This window comes from Oceanimonas sp. AH20CE76 (assembly GCF_039654065.1).
GTDB classification, from domain to species: domain Bacteria; phylum Pseudomonadota; class Gammaproteobacteria; order Enterobacterales; family Aeromonadaceae; genus Oceanimonas; species Oceanimonas smirnovii.
The window spans coordinates 1,987,210-2,008,269 of sequence record NZ_CP155481.1; the positions used below are offsets into that span (position 1 = coordinate 1,987,210).

17 protein-coding genes are annotated in these 21,060 nt (G+C 55.1%); 9 read left to right on the plus strand and 8 right to left on the minus strand.

Annotated elements, in window-relative coordinates; translation table 11 throughout:
• Positions 1–165 precede the first annotated feature (165 nt).
• Positions 166–2,541: a phosphoenolpyruvate synthase gene (ppsA, locus tag N2M06_RS09645; protein WP_346352172.1), complete on the minus strand. Its 2,376-nt coding sequence runs from the start codon at positions 2,539–2,541 to the stop codon at positions 166–168.
• 181 nt (positions 2,542–2,722) lie between these two features.
• Here ppsA and N2M06_RS09650 point away from each other — a divergent pair, with 181 nt between their 5' ends.
• Together N2M06_RS09650 and N2M06_RS09655 are read left to right on the plus strand one after the other, a co-directional pair.
• Entirely contained in the window at positions 2,723–3,535 is an 813-nt protein-coding gene (locus tag N2M06_RS09650; RefSeq protein WP_019934884.1) for a pyruvate, water dikinase regulatory protein, read from the plus strand.
• Between the two features lie 272 nt (positions 3,536–3,807).
• Positions 3,808–5,226, plus strand: coding sequence for a nucleobase:cation symporter-2 family protein (locus N2M06_RS09655; RefSeq protein WP_317075063.1), 1,419 nt, complete (start codon positions 3,808–3,810; stop codon positions 5,224–5,226).
• Positions 5,227–5,380: 154 nt separating this feature from the next.
• Here the strand turns inward: N2M06_RS09655 and ovoA are convergent, their stop codons facing one another.
• Positions 5,381–7,495, minus strand: a complete 2,115-nt coding sequence (ovoA, locus tag N2M06_RS09660) for a 5-histidylcysteine sulfoxide synthase (protein ID WP_346350649.1) — start codon at positions 7,493–7,495, stop codon at positions 5,381–5,383.
• 179 nt (positions 7,496–7,674) lie between these two features.
• Between ovoA and N2M06_RS09665 the strand changes: the two genes are divergently transcribed.
• Both N2M06_RS09665 and N2M06_RS09670 read left to right on the plus strand, forming a co-directional pair.
• Positions 7,675–8,001 (plus strand): pyrimidine/purine nucleoside phosphorylase, encoded by a 327-nt coding sequence (locus tag N2M06_RS09665; RefSeq protein ID WP_317075065.1) that lies wholly within the window; start codon positions 7,675–7,677, stop codon positions 7,999–8,001.
• 215 nt (positions 8,002–8,216) lie between these two features.
• The gene (locus N2M06_RS09670; RefSeq protein ID WP_346350650.1) at positions 8,217–9,722 is read left to right on the plus strand and encodes a Na+/H+ antiporter NhaC family protein; all 1,506 of its coding nucleotides are present in this window, start codon (positions 8,217–8,219) and stop codon (positions 9,720–9,722) included.
• A 4-nt stretch (positions 9,723–9,726) separates the two neighbouring features.
• Here the strand turns inward: N2M06_RS09670 and N2M06_RS09675 are convergent, their stop codons facing one another.
• Positions 9,727–11,424 carry a diguanylate cyclase gene (locus N2M06_RS09675; protein WP_346350651.1) on the minus strand — a complete coding sequence of 566 codons (1,698 nt, stop codon included), beginning with the start codon at positions 11,422–11,424 and terminating at the stop codon, positions 9,727–9,729.
• Positions 11,425–11,432: 8 nt separating this feature from the next.
• A complete protein-coding gene (locus N2M06_RS09680) occupies positions 11,433–12,440 on the minus strand; it encodes an amino acid ABC transporter substrate-binding protein (RefSeq protein ID WP_346350652.1) in 1,008 nt (335 codons plus the stop codon).
• Positions 12,441–12,528: 88 nt separating this feature from the next.
• Here N2M06_RS09680 and N2M06_RS09685 point away from each other — a divergent pair, with 88 nt between their 5' ends.
• From N2M06_RS09685 to N2M06_RS09695, 3 genes are all read left to right on the plus strand, one after another.
• Positions 12,529–13,611 carry a PQQ-dependent sugar dehydrogenase gene (locus N2M06_RS09685; RefSeq protein ID WP_346350653.1) on the plus strand — a complete coding sequence of 361 codons (1,083 nt, stop codon included), beginning with the start codon at positions 12,529–12,531 and terminating at the stop codon, positions 13,609–13,611.
• Positions 13,612–13,696: 85 nt separating this feature from the next.
• Positions 13,697–14,146, plus strand: a complete 450-nt coding sequence (locus tag N2M06_RS09690) for a YtoQ family protein (protein ID WP_019934891.1) — start codon at positions 13,697–13,699, stop codon at positions 14,144–14,146.
• A gap of 156 nt (positions 14,147–14,302) precedes the next feature.
• Entirely contained in the window at positions 14,303–14,677 is a 375-nt protein-coding gene (locus N2M06_RS09695) for a rhodanese-like domain-containing protein (RefSeq protein ID WP_346350654.1), read from the plus strand.
• 3 nt (positions 14,678–14,680) lie between these two features.
• On the opposite strand, the gene N2M06_RS09700 is transcribed toward N2M06_RS09695, so the two are convergent.
• The 3 genes from N2M06_RS09700 to osmY all read right to left on the minus strand — a co-directional run bounded on the left by N2M06_RS09700 (position 14,681) and on the right by osmY (position 17,435).
• Positions 14,681–16,402: a potassium/proton antiporter gene (locus N2M06_RS09700; protein WP_346350655.1), complete on the minus strand. Its 1,722-nt coding sequence runs from the start codon at positions 16,400–16,402 to the stop codon at positions 14,681–14,683.
• A 179-nt stretch (positions 16,403–16,581) separates the two neighbouring features.
• Entirely contained in the window at positions 16,582–16,743 is a 162-nt protein-coding gene (locus N2M06_RS09705; RefSeq protein WP_019934894.1) for a DUF1328 family protein, read from the minus strand.
• 68 nt (positions 16,744–16,811) lie between these two features.
• Positions 16,812–17,435 carry a molecular chaperone OsmY gene (gene osmY, locus N2M06_RS09710; protein ID WP_346350656.1) on the minus strand — a complete coding sequence of 208 codons (624 nt, stop codon included), beginning with the start codon at positions 17,433–17,435 and terminating at the stop codon, positions 16,812–16,814.
• A 363-nt stretch (positions 17,436–17,798) separates the two neighbouring features.
• Here osmY and N2M06_RS09715 point away from each other — a divergent pair, with 363 nt between their 5' ends.
• Both N2M06_RS09715 and N2M06_RS09720 read left to right on the plus strand, forming a co-directional pair.
• Positions 17,799–18,962 (plus strand): Na/Pi symporter, encoded by a 1,164-nt coding sequence (locus N2M06_RS09715; RefSeq protein WP_346350657.1) that lies wholly within the window; start codon positions 17,799–17,801, stop codon positions 18,960–18,962.
• Between the two features lie 148 nt (positions 18,963–19,110).
• Positions 19,111–20,061: a class I SAM-dependent methyltransferase gene (locus N2M06_RS09720; RefSeq protein WP_346350658.1), complete on the plus strand. Its 951-nt coding sequence runs from the start codon at positions 19,111–19,113 to the stop codon at positions 20,059–20,061.
• On the opposite strand, the gene N2M06_RS09725 is transcribed toward N2M06_RS09720, so the two are convergent.
• Positions 20,033–21,019 (minus strand): bile acid:sodium symporter family protein, encoded by a 987-nt coding sequence (locus tag N2M06_RS09725; protein WP_346352173.1) that lies wholly within the window; start codon positions 21,017–21,019, stop codon positions 20,033–20,035. The genes N2M06_RS09720 and N2M06_RS09725 overlap by 29 nt on opposite strands.
• Positions 21,020–21,060 lie beyond the last annotated feature (41 nt).

Genomic DNA, 21,060 nt, shown 5'->3' on the forward strand with positions numbered 1-21,060 from the left:
GGGTAAAAAGCGATGGGCATTTTAACGCCGTGGGCGGTGAGCGCAAGTCTGGGGACTGGCAATGATGCGCTCCCCCTCTAATCCCAAGTCCCTAATCCCTATTCCCTGGTGCACTACACACTAAAAAAGGGCGCCGAAGCGCCCTTGATATTCACCAGACAGAGATCAGTGCTTAACGTGCTCCGCCAGATACAGCCAGGTGTCGATCACGGTATCCGGGTTGAGGGACACGGAGTCGATGCCCTGCTCCACCAGCCAGGCGGCGAAGTCGGCGTGATCCGACGGCCCCTGACCGCAGATGCCCACATACTTGCCGGCCTTGCGGGCAGCCTGAATGGCCATGGCCAGCAGCGCCTTGACCGCCTCGTCACGCTCGTCAAAGGAGCCCGCTACCAGTCCGGAGTCCCGATCCAAGCCCAATGTGAGCTGGGTCATGTCGTTGGAGCCGATGGAGAAGCCGTCAAAGTAATTGAGGAACTGGTCGGCCAGCAATGCGTTGGACGGCAGCTCGCACATCATGATGACCTTGAGACCGTTTTCACCGCGCTTGAGGCCGTTCTCGCCAAGAATATCGATGACCGACGCCGCTTCATTCAGGGTGCGCACGAAGGGAATCATGATCTCAACGTTGGTCAGGCCCATGTCTTCACGCACCCGCTTCATCGCTTCGCATTCCATGGCAAAGCAGTCACGGAAATCGTCGGAGATATAACGGGACGCGCCACGGAAGCCCAGCATGGGGTTTTCTTCGTCCGGTTCGTAGGCGTCACCGCCCAGCAGGTTGGCGTATTCGTTCGACTTGAAGTCGGACATGCGCACTATCACCCGCTCCGGCCAGAAGGCAGATGCCAGGGTGGCGATGCCCTCGGTCAGCTTGGCCACGAAGAATTCCCGCGGGCTGTCGTAGCCGGCGATGATCTCGTCGATTTTGAGCTTGAGCTCGGGGCTTTCACTGTCATAGTTCAGCAGCGCCTTGGGATGCACGCCAATCATGCGGTTGATGATAAATTCCAGCCGCGCCAGACCCACACCGGCATTGGGCAGCTGAGCAAAGTCAAAGGCCCGGTCGGGGTTGCCCACGTTCATCATCACCTTCACCGGCGAGGCAGGCATGGAGCCCACTTCCGAGGTATTGACGCTGAACTCCAGCTTGCCGTTATAAATAAAGCCGGTATCGCCTTCGGCACAGGATACAGTGACCTGCTGGCCGTCCTGTACCAGCTCGGTGGCGTTGCCACAGCCCACCACGGCGGGTATGCCGAGCTCACGGGCAATGATGGCGGCGTGGCAAGTGCGGCCGCCCCGGTTGGTGACGATGGCAGCGGCCCGTTTCATGATCGGCTCCCAGTCGGGGTCAGTCATGTCGGTCACCAGCACATCACCGGCCTTGATATCGTCCATCTGCTCAATGGACTCAATCACCTTGGCAGTACCGGCACCAATTTTATGACCGATGGCGCGGCCTTCGGCAATCACGTCACCCTGCTGGCTGAGCGCGAAACGCTCCAGCACATTGGCATCCTGACGGCTGCGTACCGTTTCCGGACGAGCCTGTACGATATAAAGCTTGCCGTCTGCACCATCTTTTGCCCACTCAATGTCCATCGGACGCTGGTAGTGCTTTTCGATGATCATGGCCTGCTTGGCCAGCTCCATCACCTCGTCATTGGTGAGGGAGAACTGACGACGCTCTTCCCGGCTGGTTTCCTTGATATCCACCTGTTTGCCAAGTTCGGCACCGCCGGCGTAGATCATTTTCTGCAGCTTGGAGCCAAGCGTCTTGCGCACCACCGCGGGGCGGCCGGCCGTGAGTGTTGGCTTGTGCACGTAGAACTCGTCCGGGTTCACCGCACCCTGCACCACCATTTCACCCAGGCCCCAGGCGGAAGTTACAAACACCACCTGATCAAAACCGGACTCGGTATCCAGAGTAAACATGACGCCAGAGGCGGCAATGTCGGAACGCACCATGCGCTGAATGCCCGCCGACAACGCCACACCCTTGTGGTCGTAACCCTGGTGCACACGGTAAGAAATGGCCCTGTCGTTAAACAGAGAGGCGAACACATGCTTGATGGCTTCCATCACCGCGTCCAGACCGCGGACGTTGAGGAAGGTTTCCTGCTGACCCGCGAAAGAAGCATCGGGCATGTCTTCGGCGGTGGCAGAAGAACGCACCGCAAAGGAGGCAGCGTCACCAGCTTTGCCACACAGCTCCGCATAGGCATCGCGGATGGCGTTTTCCAGCTCGGGCTGGAACGGCGTGTCAATCACCCACTGGCGAATAGACTTGCCGGCGTCACCCAGGGCGGCGATGTTATCTACATCAAGTTTGTCGAGCAGGTCATGAATCCTGTCGTTCAGGCCGCTCTGTTCAAGAAATTCGTTAAAGGCAAAGGCGGTGGTCGCAAAGCCACCGGGCACGGATACACCGGCACCGGCCAGCTGGCTTATCATCTCACCCAAAGAAGCGTTCTTGCCGCCAACCCGGTCTACGTCGTTCATACCGAGTTGCTCATACCAGATCACATATTCCTGCACTGCCACGTCTCCACAAAAAGGGTTGGGATATCCGTATCTCATCAGATTTCTGTGTAGGGTCAGACCCTTGGTATTGTTGTAATGATATGGGCCTGTACACGGTTTTGATTCTACAATGGCCTCGAAAAGCGGGTAAACGCCTTACCCGCGTCAATGCACGAAAGTGAGATCTGGAGGCCCTGTGCACACGGTTTTTTATGTTTCTGATGGGACGGCGATCACAGCCGAAGTATTCGGTCATGCGGTACTGAGCCAGTTTCCCCTGCCTTTTGAGCAAATCACCATTCCTTTTGTGGAGGATGAAGACAAGGCACGGGCGATACGTCATCGCATCAACGCGAGTTTTCACCAAAGCGGCAAGCGCCCTCTGGTGTTTCATACCATTATTGATGATGTGCTGCGTAACATCATTACTGACAGCGAGGCCATGTGTTACGACTTTCTCAATACCTTTGTCGCTCCCATTGAACAGCAACTGGGTGTAAAAGCCGAGCCCCGGGCACACAAGGCTCACAGCATCAGTAACAAACACACTTATGATCTGCGCATTGATGCGGTGAACTATGCGCTGGACAACGACGACGGCGTGACCACCAAAGAGTATGACGAAGCCGATATTATACTGGTAGGCGTTTCCCGCTGCGGCAAAACCCCTACCAGTCTCTACCTGGCCCTGCAGTTCGGCATTCGTGTGGCTAATTACCCCTTTATTGATCAGGATATGAGCCGGATGAATCTGCCTGCGGCACTCAAGGCCAACCGCCATAAATTGTTTGGTCTTACCATCGATGCCGGTCGTCTGCAGGAGATCCGTCAGCGCCGGCGCGCCGACAGCCGTTATGCCGACATTGAACAATGTCGTTACGAACTGGATCAGGTCGAACGTCTGTTTCGTATGGAAGCCATTCCTTTTATCGACACTACCTTTCACTCGGTAGAAGAGATTTCAGTGAAGATTCTGGAGAAAACAGGCATAAAACGCAGAATTTACTAAGGCCTCAACCACCTTTTGCAGTACAATAAATCGCGACCAAACACACATATCAAGCATCAAATATGCACAAAAAATTGATTTAGTGTTTACAAAAATGTATACATTGATCCCTGTGATTAACCACAGGGTCAATCCACCCTGAAACTGGTTATTTTTGAGCCTCACAGAGTGCCCAAAACACTGCGATGTGGTTCTGCCCGCCATACCAGACAGATAACAAGGCCGGCAGTTAACAACAACTTAACTTGAGCAACCCTCAGGGACTTATTGCAATGAAACACAGCCAAAGCAAATCGGTATTCGATTACTACGGCAAGCCGTCTTTCGGTAAAGCACTGCCGCTCTCCTTCCAGCACATTCTGGCAATGATCATGGGCGCAGTGACGCCGCCGCTTATCGTTGCTGGTGTCGCCGGGGCCAATGGCCAAGAAACCATGATGCTGGTGCAGCTCGCTCTGTTATTTTCGGGCATTTCCACCCTGCTTCAGTTATATCCTGTCGGACGGTTTGGTGCCGGTGTGCCCACCATCTTCGGCGTAGGTTTTGCCTATGTGCCCAGCCTGATTGCTGTTGGTTCTGTTTATGGCATTCCCGGTATTCTGGGTGCCCAGATTGCCGGCGGTATTGCCATGATTGTTGTGGGCCTGTTTATCAAGCAGATTCGCCACCTGTTCCCGCCTGTTGTGGCCGGTACTGTTGTGCTTGTCATTGGTCTGTCCCTGTATGATATTGCCATTAAATACATGGCCGGCAGCGGTAACACCAGCGCAGACGGCTTTGGCAGCGGCATGAACTGGCTGGTTGGTCTGACTACCCTGGCTGTGGTGCTGCTGTGTTCCCAGTTCGGTAAAGGCTATCTGCGTCTGGCCGCCATTATTGTGGGTATTGTCGTGGGTTATGTGATGTCCTTTGCGTTTGGCATGGTCGACTTTACCAGCCTGCACGAAGCGCCCTGGGTGATTGTGCCCACGCCTTTCTCCATGGGCATTGAGTTTCACGCCTCTGCGGTGATTTCCATGGTAGTGATTTGTATCGTGAACTCGGTACAGACTATTGGTGACCTGTCTGCCACTACTGTGGGCGGCATGAACCGTGAGCTGAAAGACAAAGAGCTGTCCGGCGGCCTGCTGGGTAACGGCCTCTGTACTCTGGTTGGCTCCATCTTTGGTGCCCTGCCTACCGCGTCGTTCAGCCAGAACGTAGGCATTGTGGCCATGACCAAGGTGATCAGCCGCTATGTGCTGGGCATTGCCGCTGTGTTTCTGGTGATTGCCGGTCTGCTGCCCAAGTTCGGTGCTGTGATGACCACTATCCCCTATCCTGTGCTGGGTGGTGCCACCATTATCGTATTTGGCATGATCACCATGACCGGTATTCAGCTGCTGGTGAAAGACGAACTGTCTTCCCGCAACATTACCATTGTGGCCCTGTCGGTGGCGCTGGCCATGGGGATTAACGCTGTGCCGGAAGCCATTGCCCAGCTGGGTGACACTGCCCGCATGCTGATTGGCTCGCCTGTTATTGTTGCAGCCACCGTTGCCTTTACTCTGAACATGCTGCTGCCCAGGAAATCTCTGCAGGACGAAGCCCGCGAGCGTGAAGAAATTGAGCGCCAGATGAACCAGGGCTCTGCCAAAGAGCAAACCGAAAGCGATAACGCTCAATTGCGTCAGGCTAACGCCAACAATTGAAAGGGTAAGCCTTCGGGTAAGGATGACAATCCGCAGTGAAAAAAGCCGGTCACAAGACCGGCTTTTTTATTAGGTAACACACTCATTCTGAAAACGACAAGGCGGTATATTCAGCCGGGTAAAAAAAAGCCCGGCACCTGCCGGGCTCTGTGAGTTACTTAAGCCGCCAGAGAGTCATCTCGGCTACCGTATGCTGATGCTTGCGCCGGGTTTCCCGAATAACAAAGGGAATGTCCTGCTGGCCCACCAGTTCAAAACGGTCATTCAGGGTGGCTTTCAGACCATCCAGAGTACTGTAGTTTTCACCGTTAACCTTGATACCGCCCAGCCATTTTTCTTTAGGAGTGTATTCCTCAAGCCAGGTGTAGGGTGAGGTAAGCACCAGATAACCGCCCTGATTCAGACGCTGATGAATGGCCGCCAGGAAGCCGGCCGGATCATAGAGGCGGTCAATCAGGTTACCGCAGAAGATAAGATCGTAACCGCTGAAGCGCGGTTTGAGATTATGGGCATCGCCCTGCACAAACTCGATACGTTCCGCCACCCCGGCGTAACCCATGTCGGCCAGGCTGGCTTCCTTGAACTCCACCAGCTCGCCTTCGGTCGGAACAGCAAAACGGGTCTGGCCACTTTCCTTAAGCTGAAAACCATGCTGAATAAAGCGGGCAGAAAAGTCGATACCATCCACTTGCTTAAAGTGCCGGGCCAGTTCAAAGGTGGCCCGCCCTACCGAGCAGCCCAGATCCAGGGCTTTGCCCCGGTTCAGCTCAGGCAGCCTTTCCAGCAGCGCATTAACGCACGCCAGCGGATAGTTGGGCACACCAAAGTAGCTGTCACCGTAGTGGAATTCCAGATACTGAGCGACCAGCTCATCGGTTTCATACGTGTTTACTGGCTCCACAGGAACCTCCGGGTTGTCGGATTCAAGATAGCGAAAGCCGGCATGCTGAAAAAAGTGCCGGCGAAATGCATAGCGGGAGTAACGGGTGGCTTCATTGCCGGTAGAAATCCAGGAGCCACCCTTGAACAGGTTATGCCGGTTATCAAAGGTAGGCGTAGAGAAATCATCATAGAGCGGATGCACCTCAAAGCCGGGAAAACCATCGATGGGGGTTTCGGTCCACTGCCAGATGTTGCCGGTAATGTCATAAATACCGTCATGCTCAAAGCGGTTTACCGGACAGGAAGAAGCAAAGTGCTCCAGATTGATATTGCCCGGGGCCTGCTCCCAATGGGGCTGGTCGGTATCAATACGGTTTCTCAGTACTGTCCATTCGGCTTCAGTGGGCAGCCGAATGTGAGTACCGGTTTGCGCTGCTTTCCAGTTACAGAACGCTTTGGCTTCCAGATAATTGACCTCTGCCGGCCAGTTCAGTGGCAGCGGAATTTCTTCCAGTAAATTACGCTGCCAATACTCGCCATGGCGCTGCAGCCAGAAGCGAGGCATGGCAGCTTGCGTATAATTCAGCCATTGCCGGCCTTCTTCAGTCCAGAGCTCGGGCCGCTGATAGCCGCCGTCCTGCACAAACGCCAGGTATTCACCATTGGACACCAGATACCGGGAGACACGAAAAGCCTCTACTTCCACCGTTTTGCTGCCGTATTCGTTGTCCCAGCCATAGGTGGCGGCGCTGGCCGGCTTACCCAGCGTGATGGTATCGCCTGCTACTGGCAGCAGACTGTTTTGCGGAGCCGGGCCATATTCACGGCAGGCCACCCACAGCGGATGTGGTTGCAGCTGAGACAGCGGCAACATACGCATGATTACCGATGAGGTTTCCAGATGAATGCGTTCGTGCTCTGTACCCATCAGCACAATCCAGGCCGGACTGTCAGGAGTAATGGGCAACGTCAGCGGCATATCACTGATAAAGGCATCCACGGTTTCCCGAACCCGTTGACGATAAGCCCGGGTATGATCCAGGCTGGGCCAGTCGTAATGGGCGTCGTTGAGATCATCCCAGGACATTTCATCCACGCCAATAGCAAACATGGACTCAAGTCGCTCATCCAGGCGTTCAGGCAGATATTTGCCCAGTACCAGCTTGTTGATAAAAAAAACAGCGGTATGGCCAAAATAGAAAATCAGCGGATGGCGCAGCGGCTCAGGCCGCGAATAGTAGGCATCTTCTGTGGTAATGCAATCAAACAGTGCCTCATAAAGGCAAAAGGTCTGATGAAAATAACGGCGTATTTCTTCCCGCTTTTGCTCCGGATCCGTACCGGTCAGCAAGGGGGTTTTCGTCACAATATCCGACAATGTATGCATGAACGTGTCCCTGATCACATTAATGATTAACGTTACCTTGGCATCAGCCAAATGAGAAGTCTGAATCGAAGCAACAGACCTGACGGCTGCCCGTTTCTTTCAATTTTCAGGGATCATTTTCCAAAACCCGGGCCTGTGCTATAACCAGTCCTCTTTGCTATTCACTTACAGGAAGTATCATGTCTCACACCGACACTCAGTTCGACAATGTTACTGTTATCAAGCAGGCCAATGTCTATCACGACGGCAAGGTCACCAGCCGGGTAGTGAAGTTTGCCGACGGCAGCCAAAAAACTCTGGGTATTATGCTGCCCGGTGAATATACCTTTGGCACAGAGGCCGCCGAACTGATGGAAATTACTGCGGGCAGTCTGGATGTGCAGTTGCCCGGCAGCGACAGCTGGCAGCGCGTTGAAGGCGGTCAGTCCTTTGACGTGCCTGCCAACGCCAGTTTTAACCTCAAGGTGTACAGCCTGGTAGATTACTGCTGCTCCTACTTCGGCTGAGCACAGCCTGCAGGGCGAGCATCTCGCCCTGACTTTAAAGCATAAATATCCAGCCAACACCGCCATTATGGTTATAAAAATTCAACTGAAGCAGTTTTAAACGCAAAAAATCCATTAATAAGCTCCTTTCATCTTGCGGGCGCTGACCAGCTTGGTTAAAGTTCTGCGCTTTGTTTCTCAAGGCTCAGGCCTTGGCGGTAAAGGAAATCCTGCTTATGGCAAGCCCCGATATCAGTTCGCTGATCCCCATTTTTCTTACTCTGCTGCTTTCACTGACCACACGCAACGTGGTGATTGGCCTGTTTGCCGGTGTGTTAAGCGGTGTTGTCATGCTGAACGACTGGCTGCACCCGCTGGACAGTTTCGGCATTCTGGTTAAAGACCATCTGGTGGGTCAGCTGACCGACAGCTACAACGCAGGTGTACTGGTTCTGCTGGTGTTTATTGGTGGCTTTGTAGCACTGATGGAGCAGTCCGGTGGTGGTCAGGCTTTTGCCCGCCGGGTGACTCACTGGGTCAGCAATAAGTGCCGGGCGCAAATCTCGGCCTGGCTGGGTGGCATTGTTATCTTCTTTTCCGATCTGGGCACACCACTGATCGTCGGCCCTGTCTTTCGCCCGCTGTTTGACAAGCTGGCGCTGTCCCGCCAGAAACTGGCCTTTATTATCGACTCTACCGCCTCACCGGTGGCTATTCTGGTGCCCTTTATCGGCTGGGGTGTCTACATCATGGGGTTGCTGCAAAAGGAATTTACCGCCCTTGAACTGGATCTGAGCGACTGGCAGGCCTTTATTTCCGCCATTCCCTTTCAGTTTTACGCCGTGCTGGCAGTCACCATGGTGCCGCTGATTGCCTTTAAAAGGCTGGACTTTGGCCCCATGGCCGAGGCAGAACGGGCTGCGGAGCGCGGTGAGATTGCCACCGGGCCTCAGCAGGAGCTGACGCCCTTTACTCACGATAATGCCCGCGCCAGCTTTGTGTGGGCCCCGCTGCTGGTCATGGGCGCAGTGCTGGCAGCCATGCTCGGCCCACTGGGATTTCCTTTTGAAAAAATCTCCGGCTCCGTGTTTCGTGCCGCTCTGTCCACTGCTTACTTCTCTGCTGCCGTTACCCTTATCAGCCTGATGGCCATTTATGGTGTGCGCCGGGTCAGCGACGGTATTGCCATTTATCTCAGAGGCATGAGTAACATGATGCAGGTGGCCATTGTACTGATCCTGGCCTGGACCCTGAGCAGTGTGGGCAAGGAGCTGGGCGCGGCCGCTTATATTGCCGAACAGGCTCAGGCCGGTTTTCCTGCCTGGCTGGTGCCGGCCGTGGCCTTTTTGCTGTCCGGAATCATCTCCTTTGCCACCGGCTCATCCTGGGGCACTTTTGCCATTATGCTGCCACTGGTGATCCCCACCGCCATCGCCATTGATGCACCGCTTTATGCATGTATTGGTGCCGTGCTGTCCGGTGGTCTGTTTGGCGATCACTGTTCACCCATCTCGGAAACCACCATATTGTCTTCTACCGGCTCTGGCTGTGATCAGTTTGAACACTTCCGCACTCAGCTTCCCTATGCCCTGCTGAATGGCAGTATTGCCCTGAGCGGTTTTGTGCTTGCTGGTTTTATCGCCAGCCCACTGATTCTGGCTGCCGCCATTATGGCGCAGCTGGTGCTGGTCAGCCTGCTGGCCTGGCATCAGCGTCAACGCCTGCAACAGCAGACAGCCTGATCTCTTATCCGGGCTGGCTGCGGCCAGCCTCACATTCCGGGGGTGCCACACAAAGCCGGTTGCGCCCCTGCTCCTTGGCCGCATACAGTGCCTTGTCGGCCTTGGCCACCATGTCTTCTATACGGTCATACTGCTCGGGTACAAAAGCGACCACGCCCAGGCTGAGCGTCACTCTCTTTTGCTCTGAGCGAATATGTTCAATATTGAGTTCACGCACCGCATTGAGCAGGCGCTCGGCCACATGACGGGTTTGCCACAGATCCTGCTCCGGCAGCAGAACAATAAATTCCTCACCGCCGTAGCGGGCGACCATGTCTCCTTGCCGGTGCAGCTGGCCGGCCAGCGCCTGCGCCACAAGGTGCAGACACTCATCGCCCTGCTGGTGACCATATTCATCATTAAAGCGCTTGAAGTAATCAATATCGCCCATAATGAGCCCCAGAGAACGCTGCTCACGCACAGCCCGCCGCCATTCCGCTTCAAGGTGCCGGTCAAAACATCGGCGGTTGGCAATCCGGGTCAGATCATCGATCTCACTCAGCCGCTGCAGAGCAGCGTTCATGCTCTGCAACTCCTTGTTGGCCAGTGCCAGCTGTTGCTCAGCCCGTTGTCTGGCATCCACAAAAAATGCAAAGGTTTTACCCATTCGGCTGATTTCATCATCTCCGTTAACTGGAATCGGCTCGGGCTCTCCCCTGCCGTGTGCCTGCATGGCCCGGCTGAGCCTGTTGATACGCTGAATAATGGAGCGGCGAATATAGAGCAATGCCATCAACGTGGTGATCACCAGTAGTACCAGGGCGGCCAGCAGTACCGACATGGAGCGGCCCATCAGGCGTTGCTGCTGTTGCAGCGCCTGCTCTGCAGACGCTTTGAGCCGTTGATGATAGCTGAAGGTGGCACTGGTCAGCTTTTGCGCCAGCACCCGGGTTTCACGGGCCGTGGCAAGGGTAGCCCGGGCATGACGCAGCAGCGGCCTTCGTTGTTCAAATATCATCGGCAGCAGCTGCTGCAGGCGGGCACGCAGCGCAACTGCCGGCGCATGGGTCAGCTCAAGCCCGGCAAGCACCTGCAGCCGGGCATCGCTGAAACGCTCAAGGTTAATCAGATGGCCGGGCCGCTCGGCGCTGAAGACGGCAGCAGTGTAGCCAAGCGCCGCCAGGGCATGGCCAATAAAGTGCTGTTCCGGCAAAGGCAGATCCCGGGCCACTGTTTCCAGCTCTGTGAGCTGGCGCAGCATTAAAAACAGTTCATCCATCTGCTGCTGCTGAATCGCCTGCAGCTCCTGCTCGGCACGCAGCCGTTCATTCAGTTTGTCCAGACTGCTGAAAAACGGTGTTTGCCATTTATCCAGCGCCATCCTGTCGCTGTCACTGAGCTCACCGAGTTGCTCCAGCCGCTTTCGGGTAGCCTGATAAATACCTGCCAGGTTGGCTACCCGACTATTGACAGTACTGACAGAAATATCATTACCTGCCAGGAGTTCATAGACTTCTCCGGCAATGGTCTCTGCATCGCGGGTCAGCTCGCCGGCAATCATGGCCCGCTCAAAATGACGGCCTGTGGCTCCGGTCAGTCCCACATACTGGCTGTAGACAAGGTAAGCAAAAAACGAAGCCAGCAGCAGATAGAGGCCAAACACCAGAATGATGATAAGGGTCAGTTTACGACCCAGGCTGCCAGAAGTGGCTGTGGTACTCATGCCTGCTCTCAGCGAAACAGCGGTGCAAACAACAGGCCACCCCGGGACCAGGGCTGATTCAGTCCGGCAGGTATATTCACCGGAGTGCCCGGACCAAAATGACGCTGATAGATTTCGCTGTAGTTTCCTACACTTTTAATCATCTGTAGTGCCCAGCCGGCTGGCAACCCCAGCTGCTTGCCCAGATGTCCACTGACACCCAGTAGATTCTGCACTTCCCTGTCGGTGCTCTGCCTGGCTACCTCCGCTACATTCCCCTGCGTGATGTGTTTTTCGTCGGCCAGAATAAGCGCATGCACAACGGCACGGATCACCCTGTGCCACTGGGCATCATCATTGCGCACCATGGGACTGATGGGTTCACGAGACAGGAGTTCAGGCAAAATCAGATAGTTATCCGGATTATCTGCCCTGTGGGCACGGTTAATGGCCAGATTGATGCGGTCTGCCGAGTAGGCATCACAATGCCCTCTGAAAAAGCTGTCGCCATTGGACGGCAGAACACGAGCATGAATTTGATTCCGTTCAAGCAGCATCAGCAAATTACGGTAAGTTGTGGTGTTTTCGGTAACACATACCGTTTTGTTATCAAGATCCGCCAGTCCGCCAATGCCTGAGTCTTTACGGACCAGCAGCCCCTGGCCGTCAAACAGATAAATGGCCGGAAAGGCCACCTGATAGGCATCTTCCCGCCCCAGGGTCCAGGTTGAGCTGTACATCACCACATCACTGTGTTTTTGCTGCAGTGTGGTAAAACGGCTGGTGGCATCCACTTCCACAAACTGTACCCGTTCAGCGTCGCCAAATAAGGCCGCCGCTGTGGCGCGGCAAAAATCGACATAAAAGCCGCGCCAGACACCGTTTTCATCAATGGCACTGCGGCCCGGGTCATCGGGGAATACACCACAGCGAATATCACCATGCCGTACCACTTCAGCCAATGTGCCGGCGCTGACCTGCCCGGCCATCAGCAATAATACTGCCAGCATGGTGTTAATCATTGTTCTCATTATCATTTTACATCCTTGTGGAATGATTCCTGAGCCTCTTCAGCATGACCCATAATGATACAAAACCACAAATACCATACAGGAGTCATTGCCCATGCGACCATTTATTCTGCTGGTGCTGATGCTGTTATCACTGCCGCTGGCGGCTACCTGGCAGACACTCACTCTGGCAGACGGACTGAAACATCCCTGGGGACTGGCAGAGCTGCCTGACGGCAGTTTGCTGATTACCGAGCGTGCCGGCCGATTACTGCACCTTCAGCCTGACGGTAAACGCCAGGTTATTAATGGATTACCGGCCATTGCCGCCGGAGGTCAGGGCGGCTTGCTGGATGTGGCACTGCACCCCGGCTTTTCCGGTAACCGGCTGGTATATTTGAGTTTCAGTCAGCCGGGCCCCGGCGGGGCCGGTACCGCTGTGGCCAGAGCCAGACTGAGCCAACAGCAGCTAAGTGATATACAGATTATTTTTGAGCAGGTGCCCAAAACCCACGGCGGTGCCCACTTTGGCTCACGGCTGGCTTTTGATAAACAGGGTTATCTGTTTATTACCACGGGAGATCGCTATCACAGCCGGGATCAGGCTCAGTCGCTTGACAATCACCTTGGCAAAATTATTCGCCTGCACGATGACGGCCGGATACCTGCCGATAATCCTTTTGTTGACCGGCAAGATGCCTTGCCGGAGATATGGAGCCTGGGCCATCGTAACGTACAGGGTGCCGCCATTCATCCTGAAACCGGAGAGCTCTGGACTCACGAGCACGGACCTCAGGGCGGAGATGAAGTGAACCGCATTCAAAAAGGGCATAACTATGGCTGGCCTGTGGTCACCTTCGGTGAAGAGTATGGAGGTGGTGTTATAGGGGAAGGCAGGCGCAAGGCCGGTATGACAGATCCGCTTTGGGTATGGGTGCCTTCCATCGCTCCCTCGGGCATGCTGTTTTATCGCGGAAATGCCTTTTCACAGTGGCGCAACAACCTGTTTGTGGGGGCGCTGGCCGGGCGCAAGCTGATACGCCTTGAACTGAACAATGACAAGGTTATCGGTGAACATCATTTATTAACTGATCTGAACGCTCGCATTCGGGCACTGGCGCAGGCTGCCGATGGTGGCATCTATGTGCTGACTGATGCCGGCGATGGTCGCCTGTTAAAGCTGCAGCCTTCGCGCTGAAGGGCTGATCTTGATGCTGAAATGGGGTAACCTGTAACAACTGTACTTTATTTCAGTTACTTTTGTGAACAATAAGGGAAGCGATATGAGCGACAAGATCTGGAACGTTTATCTGTCTGGCGAAATTCATACTGACTGGCGCGAACAAATCATTAACGGTTGTGCCGCCAAAGGGCTGAAGGTGCGCTTTAACTCTGCCGTCACCGACCACGACGCCAGTGACATGGTAGGTGTAAACATTCTGGGCAGTGAAGAGGATAACTTCTGGCGTGACCGCAAGGCCTCCGGTATCAACAGCATTCGCACCTCCACTCACATCAAGGAAGCGGATCTGGTTGTGGTGCGTTTCGGGCCCAAATACAAACAATGGAACGCCGCCTTTGATGCCGGCTTTGCCGTGGCCTCCGGTGTGCCCATCATCACCCTGCATGATGCCGAAAACGATCACCCGCTGAAGGAAGTGGACGAAGCAGCCAAAGCCACCTGCCGCCACCCTGAGCAGGTTGTTGAGATCCTGGCTTATCTGATGTCCTGATCATCGCCGGCAAAAAAATTGCAAACGGAGCCTGAATGGCTCCGTTTTTGTTTCTGTGTGCCGGCTTCTGTCGGTTCGTCACTGCTATTCAGCGGAATAACGTCATCACTGCTTTAGAATTAAAAGCGAATACACGAATGAACAAAGGCGCACAACATGACCCGGCTTGCCGTTTTACTGATGATGATCACCACTCCGCTGATGGCATCCACCCTGGTGAGAGGTGAACCCGTTCGAAACAATGGTCCCGTCTGGATAGATGTACGCAGCGCACAGGAATATCAGCAGGATCACTTGCCCGGAGCCGTACTGATACCGTTTACCCGCATCGCCCGGGGTGTCAGTGAGCAATACCCTGACCGCAATACCTCCATTAATCTTTATGGAGCTGACGGGGTACGCTCGCGTATGGCCATGGAAGCGCTGCAAGCACTGGGCTACAGCAGAGTAGAAGACCTTGGCAGCCTTAATGCAATTCGTGGTACTGAGCCGGCCACTGTGACCATATCGCACACAGCTGACAGCCAATAAAGCTTACCCCGGCTCACATTCACGTAAACCTGCCTTGAGTACGCGATCACCGTCAACATCAGCCACTGTCCATACCATGCCGTAGCGCTCAAAGTGATCCCCTACAACAGGATGACCACTGGTGTGCTTAAGCATAAAACTACCCAGAGGCAGGTCGCTTTCATCGTCAGCAACATCCACGCCATAGATCAGCACCACATCTCCCATTCGAGCGTCCGCATCCAGAATAAAGTCACCAAAAAAGGCTCTGGCTTTTTCACGGGCCACCTCAATATCTCCCCCAAACATGTTATTCAGGGTTTTCAGATGCGTGCTGCGGCCAATCACACAAAGCACGTCATTAATGGCAAGGCGAGTACTACCCGATGCGGGCAGCAGGTGCTCACCTCTGAACACAGCCGCTACCCGGCAGTGGGGCGGAAAGGTCAGCTGACGGACGACAACGCCATCCAGCGACTGGCTTTCTACCTGATAGAGAAACACCTCAAAGTCGTCTTCCTTGAATATGCCCAGCATGGAGCGACGTTTGGGGGCCGGCTCAGAAGGTACTTCCACTTGCAGCCAACGCGCCATGGGAGGCAGGGTTGAACCCTGTACCAATAAGGAAATCAGGACCACAAAAAAAGCCACATTAAATAACATGCTGCCTTCTTCTATGCCCGCCATCAGGGGAAAGATAGCCAGTACTATAGGGACAGCTCCCCGCAATCCTACCCAGGAAATAAAGCAGAGTTCGCGCATATTGAAGCGAAAGAACGGCAGCAAGGACGCCATTACTGCCACTGGTCTGGCAATAAAGATCATTGCCAGCGCAATCAGGCTGGCTGGCAGGGCCATGACCCACATATCGGCCGGCGAAATAAGCAGGCCCAGCACCAGAAACAGGCCAATCTGGCTGAGCCAGGCCAAGCCGTCAAACACCGGCAAAATAGATTCGAGATTACGCAGCCGGGAATTTCCCAGTACCAGTCCGGCCAGATATACCGCCAGAAACCCGCTGCCCTGCAGCATGGCGGTTAATGCGAACAAAGTAAGACCAAAACCGGTCACTAACAGCGGATAAAGCCCCGACGCCAGATTGATCCGGCGAATAAGCAATACCAGTAACTGCCCTCCCAGCAGTCCTGCCAGCGCGCCAATACCAAACTGACTCAACAAAAACAGCACAGCCTCGCCGGTGCCCTCCATCTCCCCGGTGATCAGGGCAATCAGCGTCAGGGTCAAGAAGATGGCCATGGGGTCGTTCGTGCCCGACTCTATCTCAAGAGAAGCCCCTACCCGCTGGTTCAGCTGCATACCCCGTCCGCCCAACAGGGAAAATACGGCAGCCGCATCGGTTGATCCCACTATGGCACCGAGCAGCAAACCATGCAGCCAGCTCAAATCAAGAATATAAACCGCAATCAAACCGGTAATGCCGCTGGTGATCAGCACGCCTAATGTCGCCAGACTAAGGGCAGGCTTCAGCCCTACCCTGAAGGTCTCCATACGGGTGCGCATGCCCCCGTCCAGCAAAATAATGGCCAGCGCCAGGTTGCCTACCGCATAGGACAGAGAATAACTCTCGAACCTGATGCCGCCGGGGCCGCTTTCACCGGCAAGCATGCCGATCAGCAGAAAAATAAGCAGAATGGGAATACCTGAGCGGGCGGACACCAGGGTGGCGAGCACACTCAGACACAGCAATACGCCGGCCAGCAAAAACAGATGTTCGATATTATCCAATAGAGTGATTCCAGCTAACTTCTAGATAGTTATGTTATATCACATTCAGCGTGACAGCCGCTCGGTGTTTTCATGACAGTGCAACAGACACAAAAAACCGGCAGACTGATGGTAAGCTGCCGGCGCTTTCGGTACCTGTGGGACTAATAGCAGGGTTCATACTGGATATCAGATCTGACTCAAGGGCCCCTGCGACCGGTAAATAAACTGATAATAAACAAAACAATGCCCACCACAAAGACCAGCTTGGCGGCACCTGCGGCAGCCCCTGCCACGCCGGTAAACCCAAGCAGAGCGGCAATAATGGCAATAATCAGAAAGGTAATTCCCCAGCTGAACATAGTGTCTCCTCCAGCATTGACGTCAGGCTGCGGCCACCCGTTAAACAGGTGGCCACCTGCCCGGTGATTTAATTGGCGATCTGAATATCGTTTTTCACCGTGGTTACCCCTTCTACATTGCTGGTCAGCAAGGCGGCCTGTTCGGCCTGCTCCCGGTTTTCCACTTCACCGCTGAGATGCACCACGCCGTTATCGGTTTCCACGCTGACATCGGTACCGGCCACCATGTCATCGGCCAGCAGCACCGCTTTCACCTTACCGGTAATTAACGCATCGCCGGCCAGACCAGCCAGAGAGTCATTGTCTTCGGCTGCTGCTTCTTTTACATGCAATTGATCCTCAACGGATTCAACACCCTTGATGTTTTTAGCCACTTCGACTGCTCGCCCGGCCTGCTCCTGAGCCGGCACAAAGCCACTGAGAGTTACCTTGCCTTTTTCGGTTTCCACGGAAATATCCACGCTGGATACACCTTCATCATTCAGCAATGCCGACTTCACCTTGCCGGTGATCACACTGTCATTCATGTAAGTGCCGGCCTTGGTAGCGGCCTGCTCGGCTTTTTGCTGAGTCTGCTCTGCCGTCTCTTCCATTTTGGTAGCCAGCGATTCTTCGGCCAGGGCGTTCCCTGCCACCATGGTGGAACTCATTACTACAGCCAGTAGAGTGCGGGAAAAATGATGCTTGTTCATATTTCTTCTCCAGTAGTAAACACGGTTATCCATGGGGGTTGATACTGATACGCAGGTTCAACACCATTTGCATCAGGTGCTTAAGACTATTGAAGTTCAAACCAAATATTTCAAGAAATAGCCAAATGGCTGCGAAACAGACTGACGGAAGATAATAGCGACAATGTGTCCTCAAATGGATTCATTCGCACACAAGCCGAATAAAAACCAAATAAAACAAATACTTAAAAAACAGCATAAAATAGCGACCGAGCACCATACCCTATCTTTCAGGCCGTGCATTCATACCAGTGTCACATTGTAATAAAACCGTCATATTTGGCCGGCATAGTGCGCCCATCATAACGATGAGGATGTACCGATATGACCACTGAGACCACTGCCCTGCCCGCTGCTGCACAGCCGGCTCAGTCATCTTACCGCTGGCTTTCCTGGCTGCTGGTGGCCGCATTGGTTTATTTGCTGCTGGCGGCAGTGGGTGCCATTGGTGCCGGCTTTAAATCCGCTGCCGGCGATAACGCCAAAGCCCTGTTCGAGTTTGCCTCAAACCCGATCATTGCTTTGATTATCGGCGTGGTGGCCACGGCGCTGATCCAGAGCTCCAGCACGGTGACCTCCATTATTGTGGGCATGGTGGCCGGTGGCCTGCCGATTGCCATTGCCATTCCCATGGTGATGGGGGCCAATATCGGTACCTCCCTTACCAGCACCCTGGTCAGTCTGGGCCATGTGCGCAATGGCGAGGAGTTTCGCCGGGCCTTTTCTGCCGCTACCGTGCATGACAGCTTTAACCTGCTGGCGGTGGCCATAGTGCTGCCGCTGGAGCTGCTGTTTCAGCCGCTGGCACGTTCCTCCGAGTGGCTCGCAGGCTTGCTGGTAAGCGATGCCAGCATGAGCATGGGCAACATGAACTTTATGAAAGCCATGCTGGCCCCCGCTACCGGCATCATGAAAGAAAGCGTGGCCTGGCTGCCCGGCGTCTGGTCCGGCATTGCCCTTATTTTGCTGGGCATTGGCATGATACTGCTGGTGGTGACTCAGATAGGCAAGGTACTGCGTACTCTGATGGAAGGCCGCGCCATGGGCATTTTACGCACCGCCGTGGGCCGCGGCCCTGTGTCGGGCATGGCCTCGGGCACCCTGGTCACCGTGCTGGTGCAGTCGTCTTCCACCACCACCTCGCTGATAGTGCCGCTGGCCGGCACCGGCATGTTCAGCCTGAAGCAGGTTTATCCCTTTATTCTGGGCAGTAACATCGGCACCACCATCACCGCCCTGCTGGCTGCCACCGCCATTACCGGTGCTTCGGCCATGGTGGCGCTGCAGATTGCACTGGTGCACTTGCTGTTTAATGTGCTGGCCATTGCCCTGATTTATGTGCTGCCGGTGCTGCGCAACCTGCCCATGCAAATGGCCGAGCTGCTGGCCACTCAGGCCCAGCGCAACAAAGCCTATGTGGCGGCTTATATCGGCGGCGTCTTCTTCGCCTTGCCCCTGACCCTGGTCGGCCTCAGCCAGTGGCTGTGACCTGACAGACGGTAGTTGGCGATGAGCAAAGCGAATCCCAACCGCGGCTGCCGACTAAAGTGGCAGCTACCGCTCCCCCAAAGGGCTGGTGGAGTTATCAAAAGCAGGTCGCTAGAATGGCGCCTGCTTTTTCTTGCCGGACAACACTATGGACGCCACCGCTCTGCCCGCTTTTCAGGCTCAGCTGCACACTGCGCTCGCCAAGCCACCCACCGAAACCCGCCGAATATTTCATGGCCGGGGCCGTTGCTGGCCCGGGCTGGAGCAGTTAACTGCCGACTGGTTAAAAGGCCCGTCAGCCGGTCAGTTGCTGATAAGCCTGTTCAAGGAGCCGGAGCCTGCCTTGTTAACCAGGCTGCTGGCCATGCTGAATGAGCTGGTAACTACGCCCGTCTGGCAGCAAAGCGGCGCTCGCTCTTTGCTGCTGCAACACCGTAGCCGGGACGGCTCACCGCTGGAGGTGATTTGGGGTGAGCTGAATGCCAGCCCTGTGGTGCATGAGCATGCGCTTGCCTACCAGCTGAGCCTTGGCAAAAACCAGAATCACGGCCTGTTTCTGGATATGCGGCTGGGCCGGCAGTGGGTAAAAAAGCAGGCCTGGGGCAAACGGGTACTGAACCTGTTTGCCTATACTTGCGGCTTTTCTGTGGCAGCCATGGCCGGGGGTGCCGAGCAGGTGGTGAATCTGGATATGGCCAAGGCAGCCCTTTCCCGTGGCCGGGATAACCACAGATTAAACCAGCATGATCTGAGCCGGGTCAGCTTTCTGGGCCACGAGCTGTTCAAGTCCTGGGGCAAGGTGCGCAAACTGGGCCCTTATGAACTGATTATTATCGACCCGCCTTCGTTCCAGAAAGGCAGCTTTGCCCTGACCAGAGACTACGGCAAAATTCTGCGCCGGCTGCCGGAGCTGCTCACGCCACAGGGCACTGTGCTGGCCTGCGTGAACGATCCCGATATTGACTGCCAGTTTTTGATTGACGGCATGGCAGCACAGGCACCGACTCTCAGGTTTGTGCAGCGGCTGGACAATCCGCCCGAGTTTACCGACGTCAGCCCCGAAGCCGGGCTCAAGGCGCTGGTGTTTGCTCAGGGTTAAACTCGGGCTCGCCTTGCCGCGCGTATTTTTGCGCCAGCACGGCACAGACCATCAGCTGGATCTGATGAAAAATCATCAGCGGCAACAGCGCCGGACCCAGCATAGCTCCACTGAACAGCACCTTGGCCATGGGCACACCCGTGGCCATGCTCTTTTTGGAGCCACCAAAAATAATGGTGATACGATCTTCCCGGTTAAAGCCAAAACGCCGGCCCAGCACGGCAGTCAGCCACAGCACCAGTGCCAGCAACACACAGCAGACCAGCGTCAATATCGCCAGCTTCGATATCGACACCGTATGCCAGAGGCCTTCCACCACGGAAGCACTCAGGGCCGTGTACACCACCAGTAAAATGGAGCCCTGATCTATTTTGCTCAGCCAGGCCCGGTTACGATCCACAAAGCCGCCGATAAGCGGGCGCAACAAATGACCTGTGATAAAGGGCAGCAACAGCTGAGCACTGATGGACAGAATGGAGTCAAGGGGTGACACTGCTTGATCTGCCTGCATATTGAGCAGGGCGGCCACCAGCAGCGGCGTGAGCACTATACCCAGAATGCTCGATGCTGAGGCACTGCATACTGCCGCCGGCACATTGCCGCCCGCCAGTGAGGTAAAGGCAATGGCCGACTGCACCGTGCCCGGCAGCACACACAAAAACAGCACCCCCATATACAGCTGCTCTCCCAGCAGCGGCAGCAGCACCGGCTTTAACAACACGCCGATAACGGGAAACATCACAAAGGTACAGCCGAACACCAGCAGATGCAGCCGCCAGTGGGTGGCACCGGCTACGATGGCCTGACGAGACAACTTGGCCCCGTGCATAAAAAACAGCAGAGCAATGGCGGCCGTGGTCAGCCAGTCAAAAAACACGGCCCCCTGCCCCTGGGCCGGCAGCAGGGTGGCGGTGGCCACCACACCCAGCAGAATAAGGGTAAAGTTATCAAACAGCAGACGTAACATTCTGAACATTTCTAGATTCCGGTGGAGACAAG

What these genes read in the sequence shown, in the direction of transcription:
- osmY (WP_346350656.1), bottom strand. Translation starts at nt 17,435, where the DNA reads ATGAACAAGCATCATTTTTCCCGCACTCTACTGGCTGTAGTAATGAGT.
- N2M06_RS09695 (WP_346350654.1), top strand. Translation starts at nt 14,303, where the DNA reads ATGACCCGGCTTGCCGTTTTACTGATGATGATCACCACTCCGCTGATG.
- N2M06_RS09715 (WP_346350657.1), top strand. Translation starts at nt 17,799, where the DNA reads ATGACCACTGAGACCACTGCCCTGCCCGCTGCTGCACAGCCGGCTCAG.
- N2M06_RS09690 (WP_019934891.1), top strand. Translation starts at nt 13,697, where the DNA reads ATGAGCGACAAGATCTGGAACGTTTATCTGTCTGGCGAAATTCATACT.
- N2M06_RS09720 (WP_346350658.1), top strand. Translation starts at nt 19,111, where the DNA reads ATGGACGCCACCGCTCTGCCCGCTTTTCAGGCTCAGCTGCACACTGCG.
- N2M06_RS09675 (WP_346350651.1), bottom strand. Translation starts at nt 11,424, where the DNA reads ATGAGTACCACAGCCACTTCTGGCAGCCTGGGTCGTAAACTGACCCTT.
- ovoA (WP_346350649.1), bottom strand. Translation starts at nt 7,495, where the DNA reads ATGCATACATTGTCGGATATTGTGACGAAAACCCCCTTGCTGACCGGT.
- N2M06_RS09670 (WP_346350650.1), top strand. Translation starts at nt 8,217, where the DNA reads ATGGCAAGCCCCGATATCAGTTCGCTGATCCCCATTTTTCTTACTCTG.
- N2M06_RS09705 (WP_019934894.1), bottom strand. Translation starts at nt 16,743, where the DNA reads ATGTTCAGCTGGGGAATTACCTTTCTGATTATTGCCATTATTGCCGCT.
- N2M06_RS09680 (WP_346350652.1), bottom strand. Translation starts at nt 12,440, where the DNA reads ATGATAATGAGAACAATGATTAACACCATGCTGGCAGTATTATTGCTG.
- N2M06_RS09665 (WP_317075065.1), top strand. Translation starts at nt 7,675, where the DNA reads ATGTCTCACACCGACACTCAGTTCGACAATGTTACTGTTATCAAGCAG.
- N2M06_RS09655 (WP_317075063.1), top strand. Translation starts at nt 3,808, where the DNA reads ATGAAACACAGCCAAAGCAAATCGGTATTCGATTACTACGGCAAGCCG.
- N2M06_RS09685 (WP_346350653.1), top strand. Translation starts at nt 12,529, where the DNA reads ATGCGACCATTTATTCTGCTGGTGCTGATGCTGTTATCACTGCCGCTG.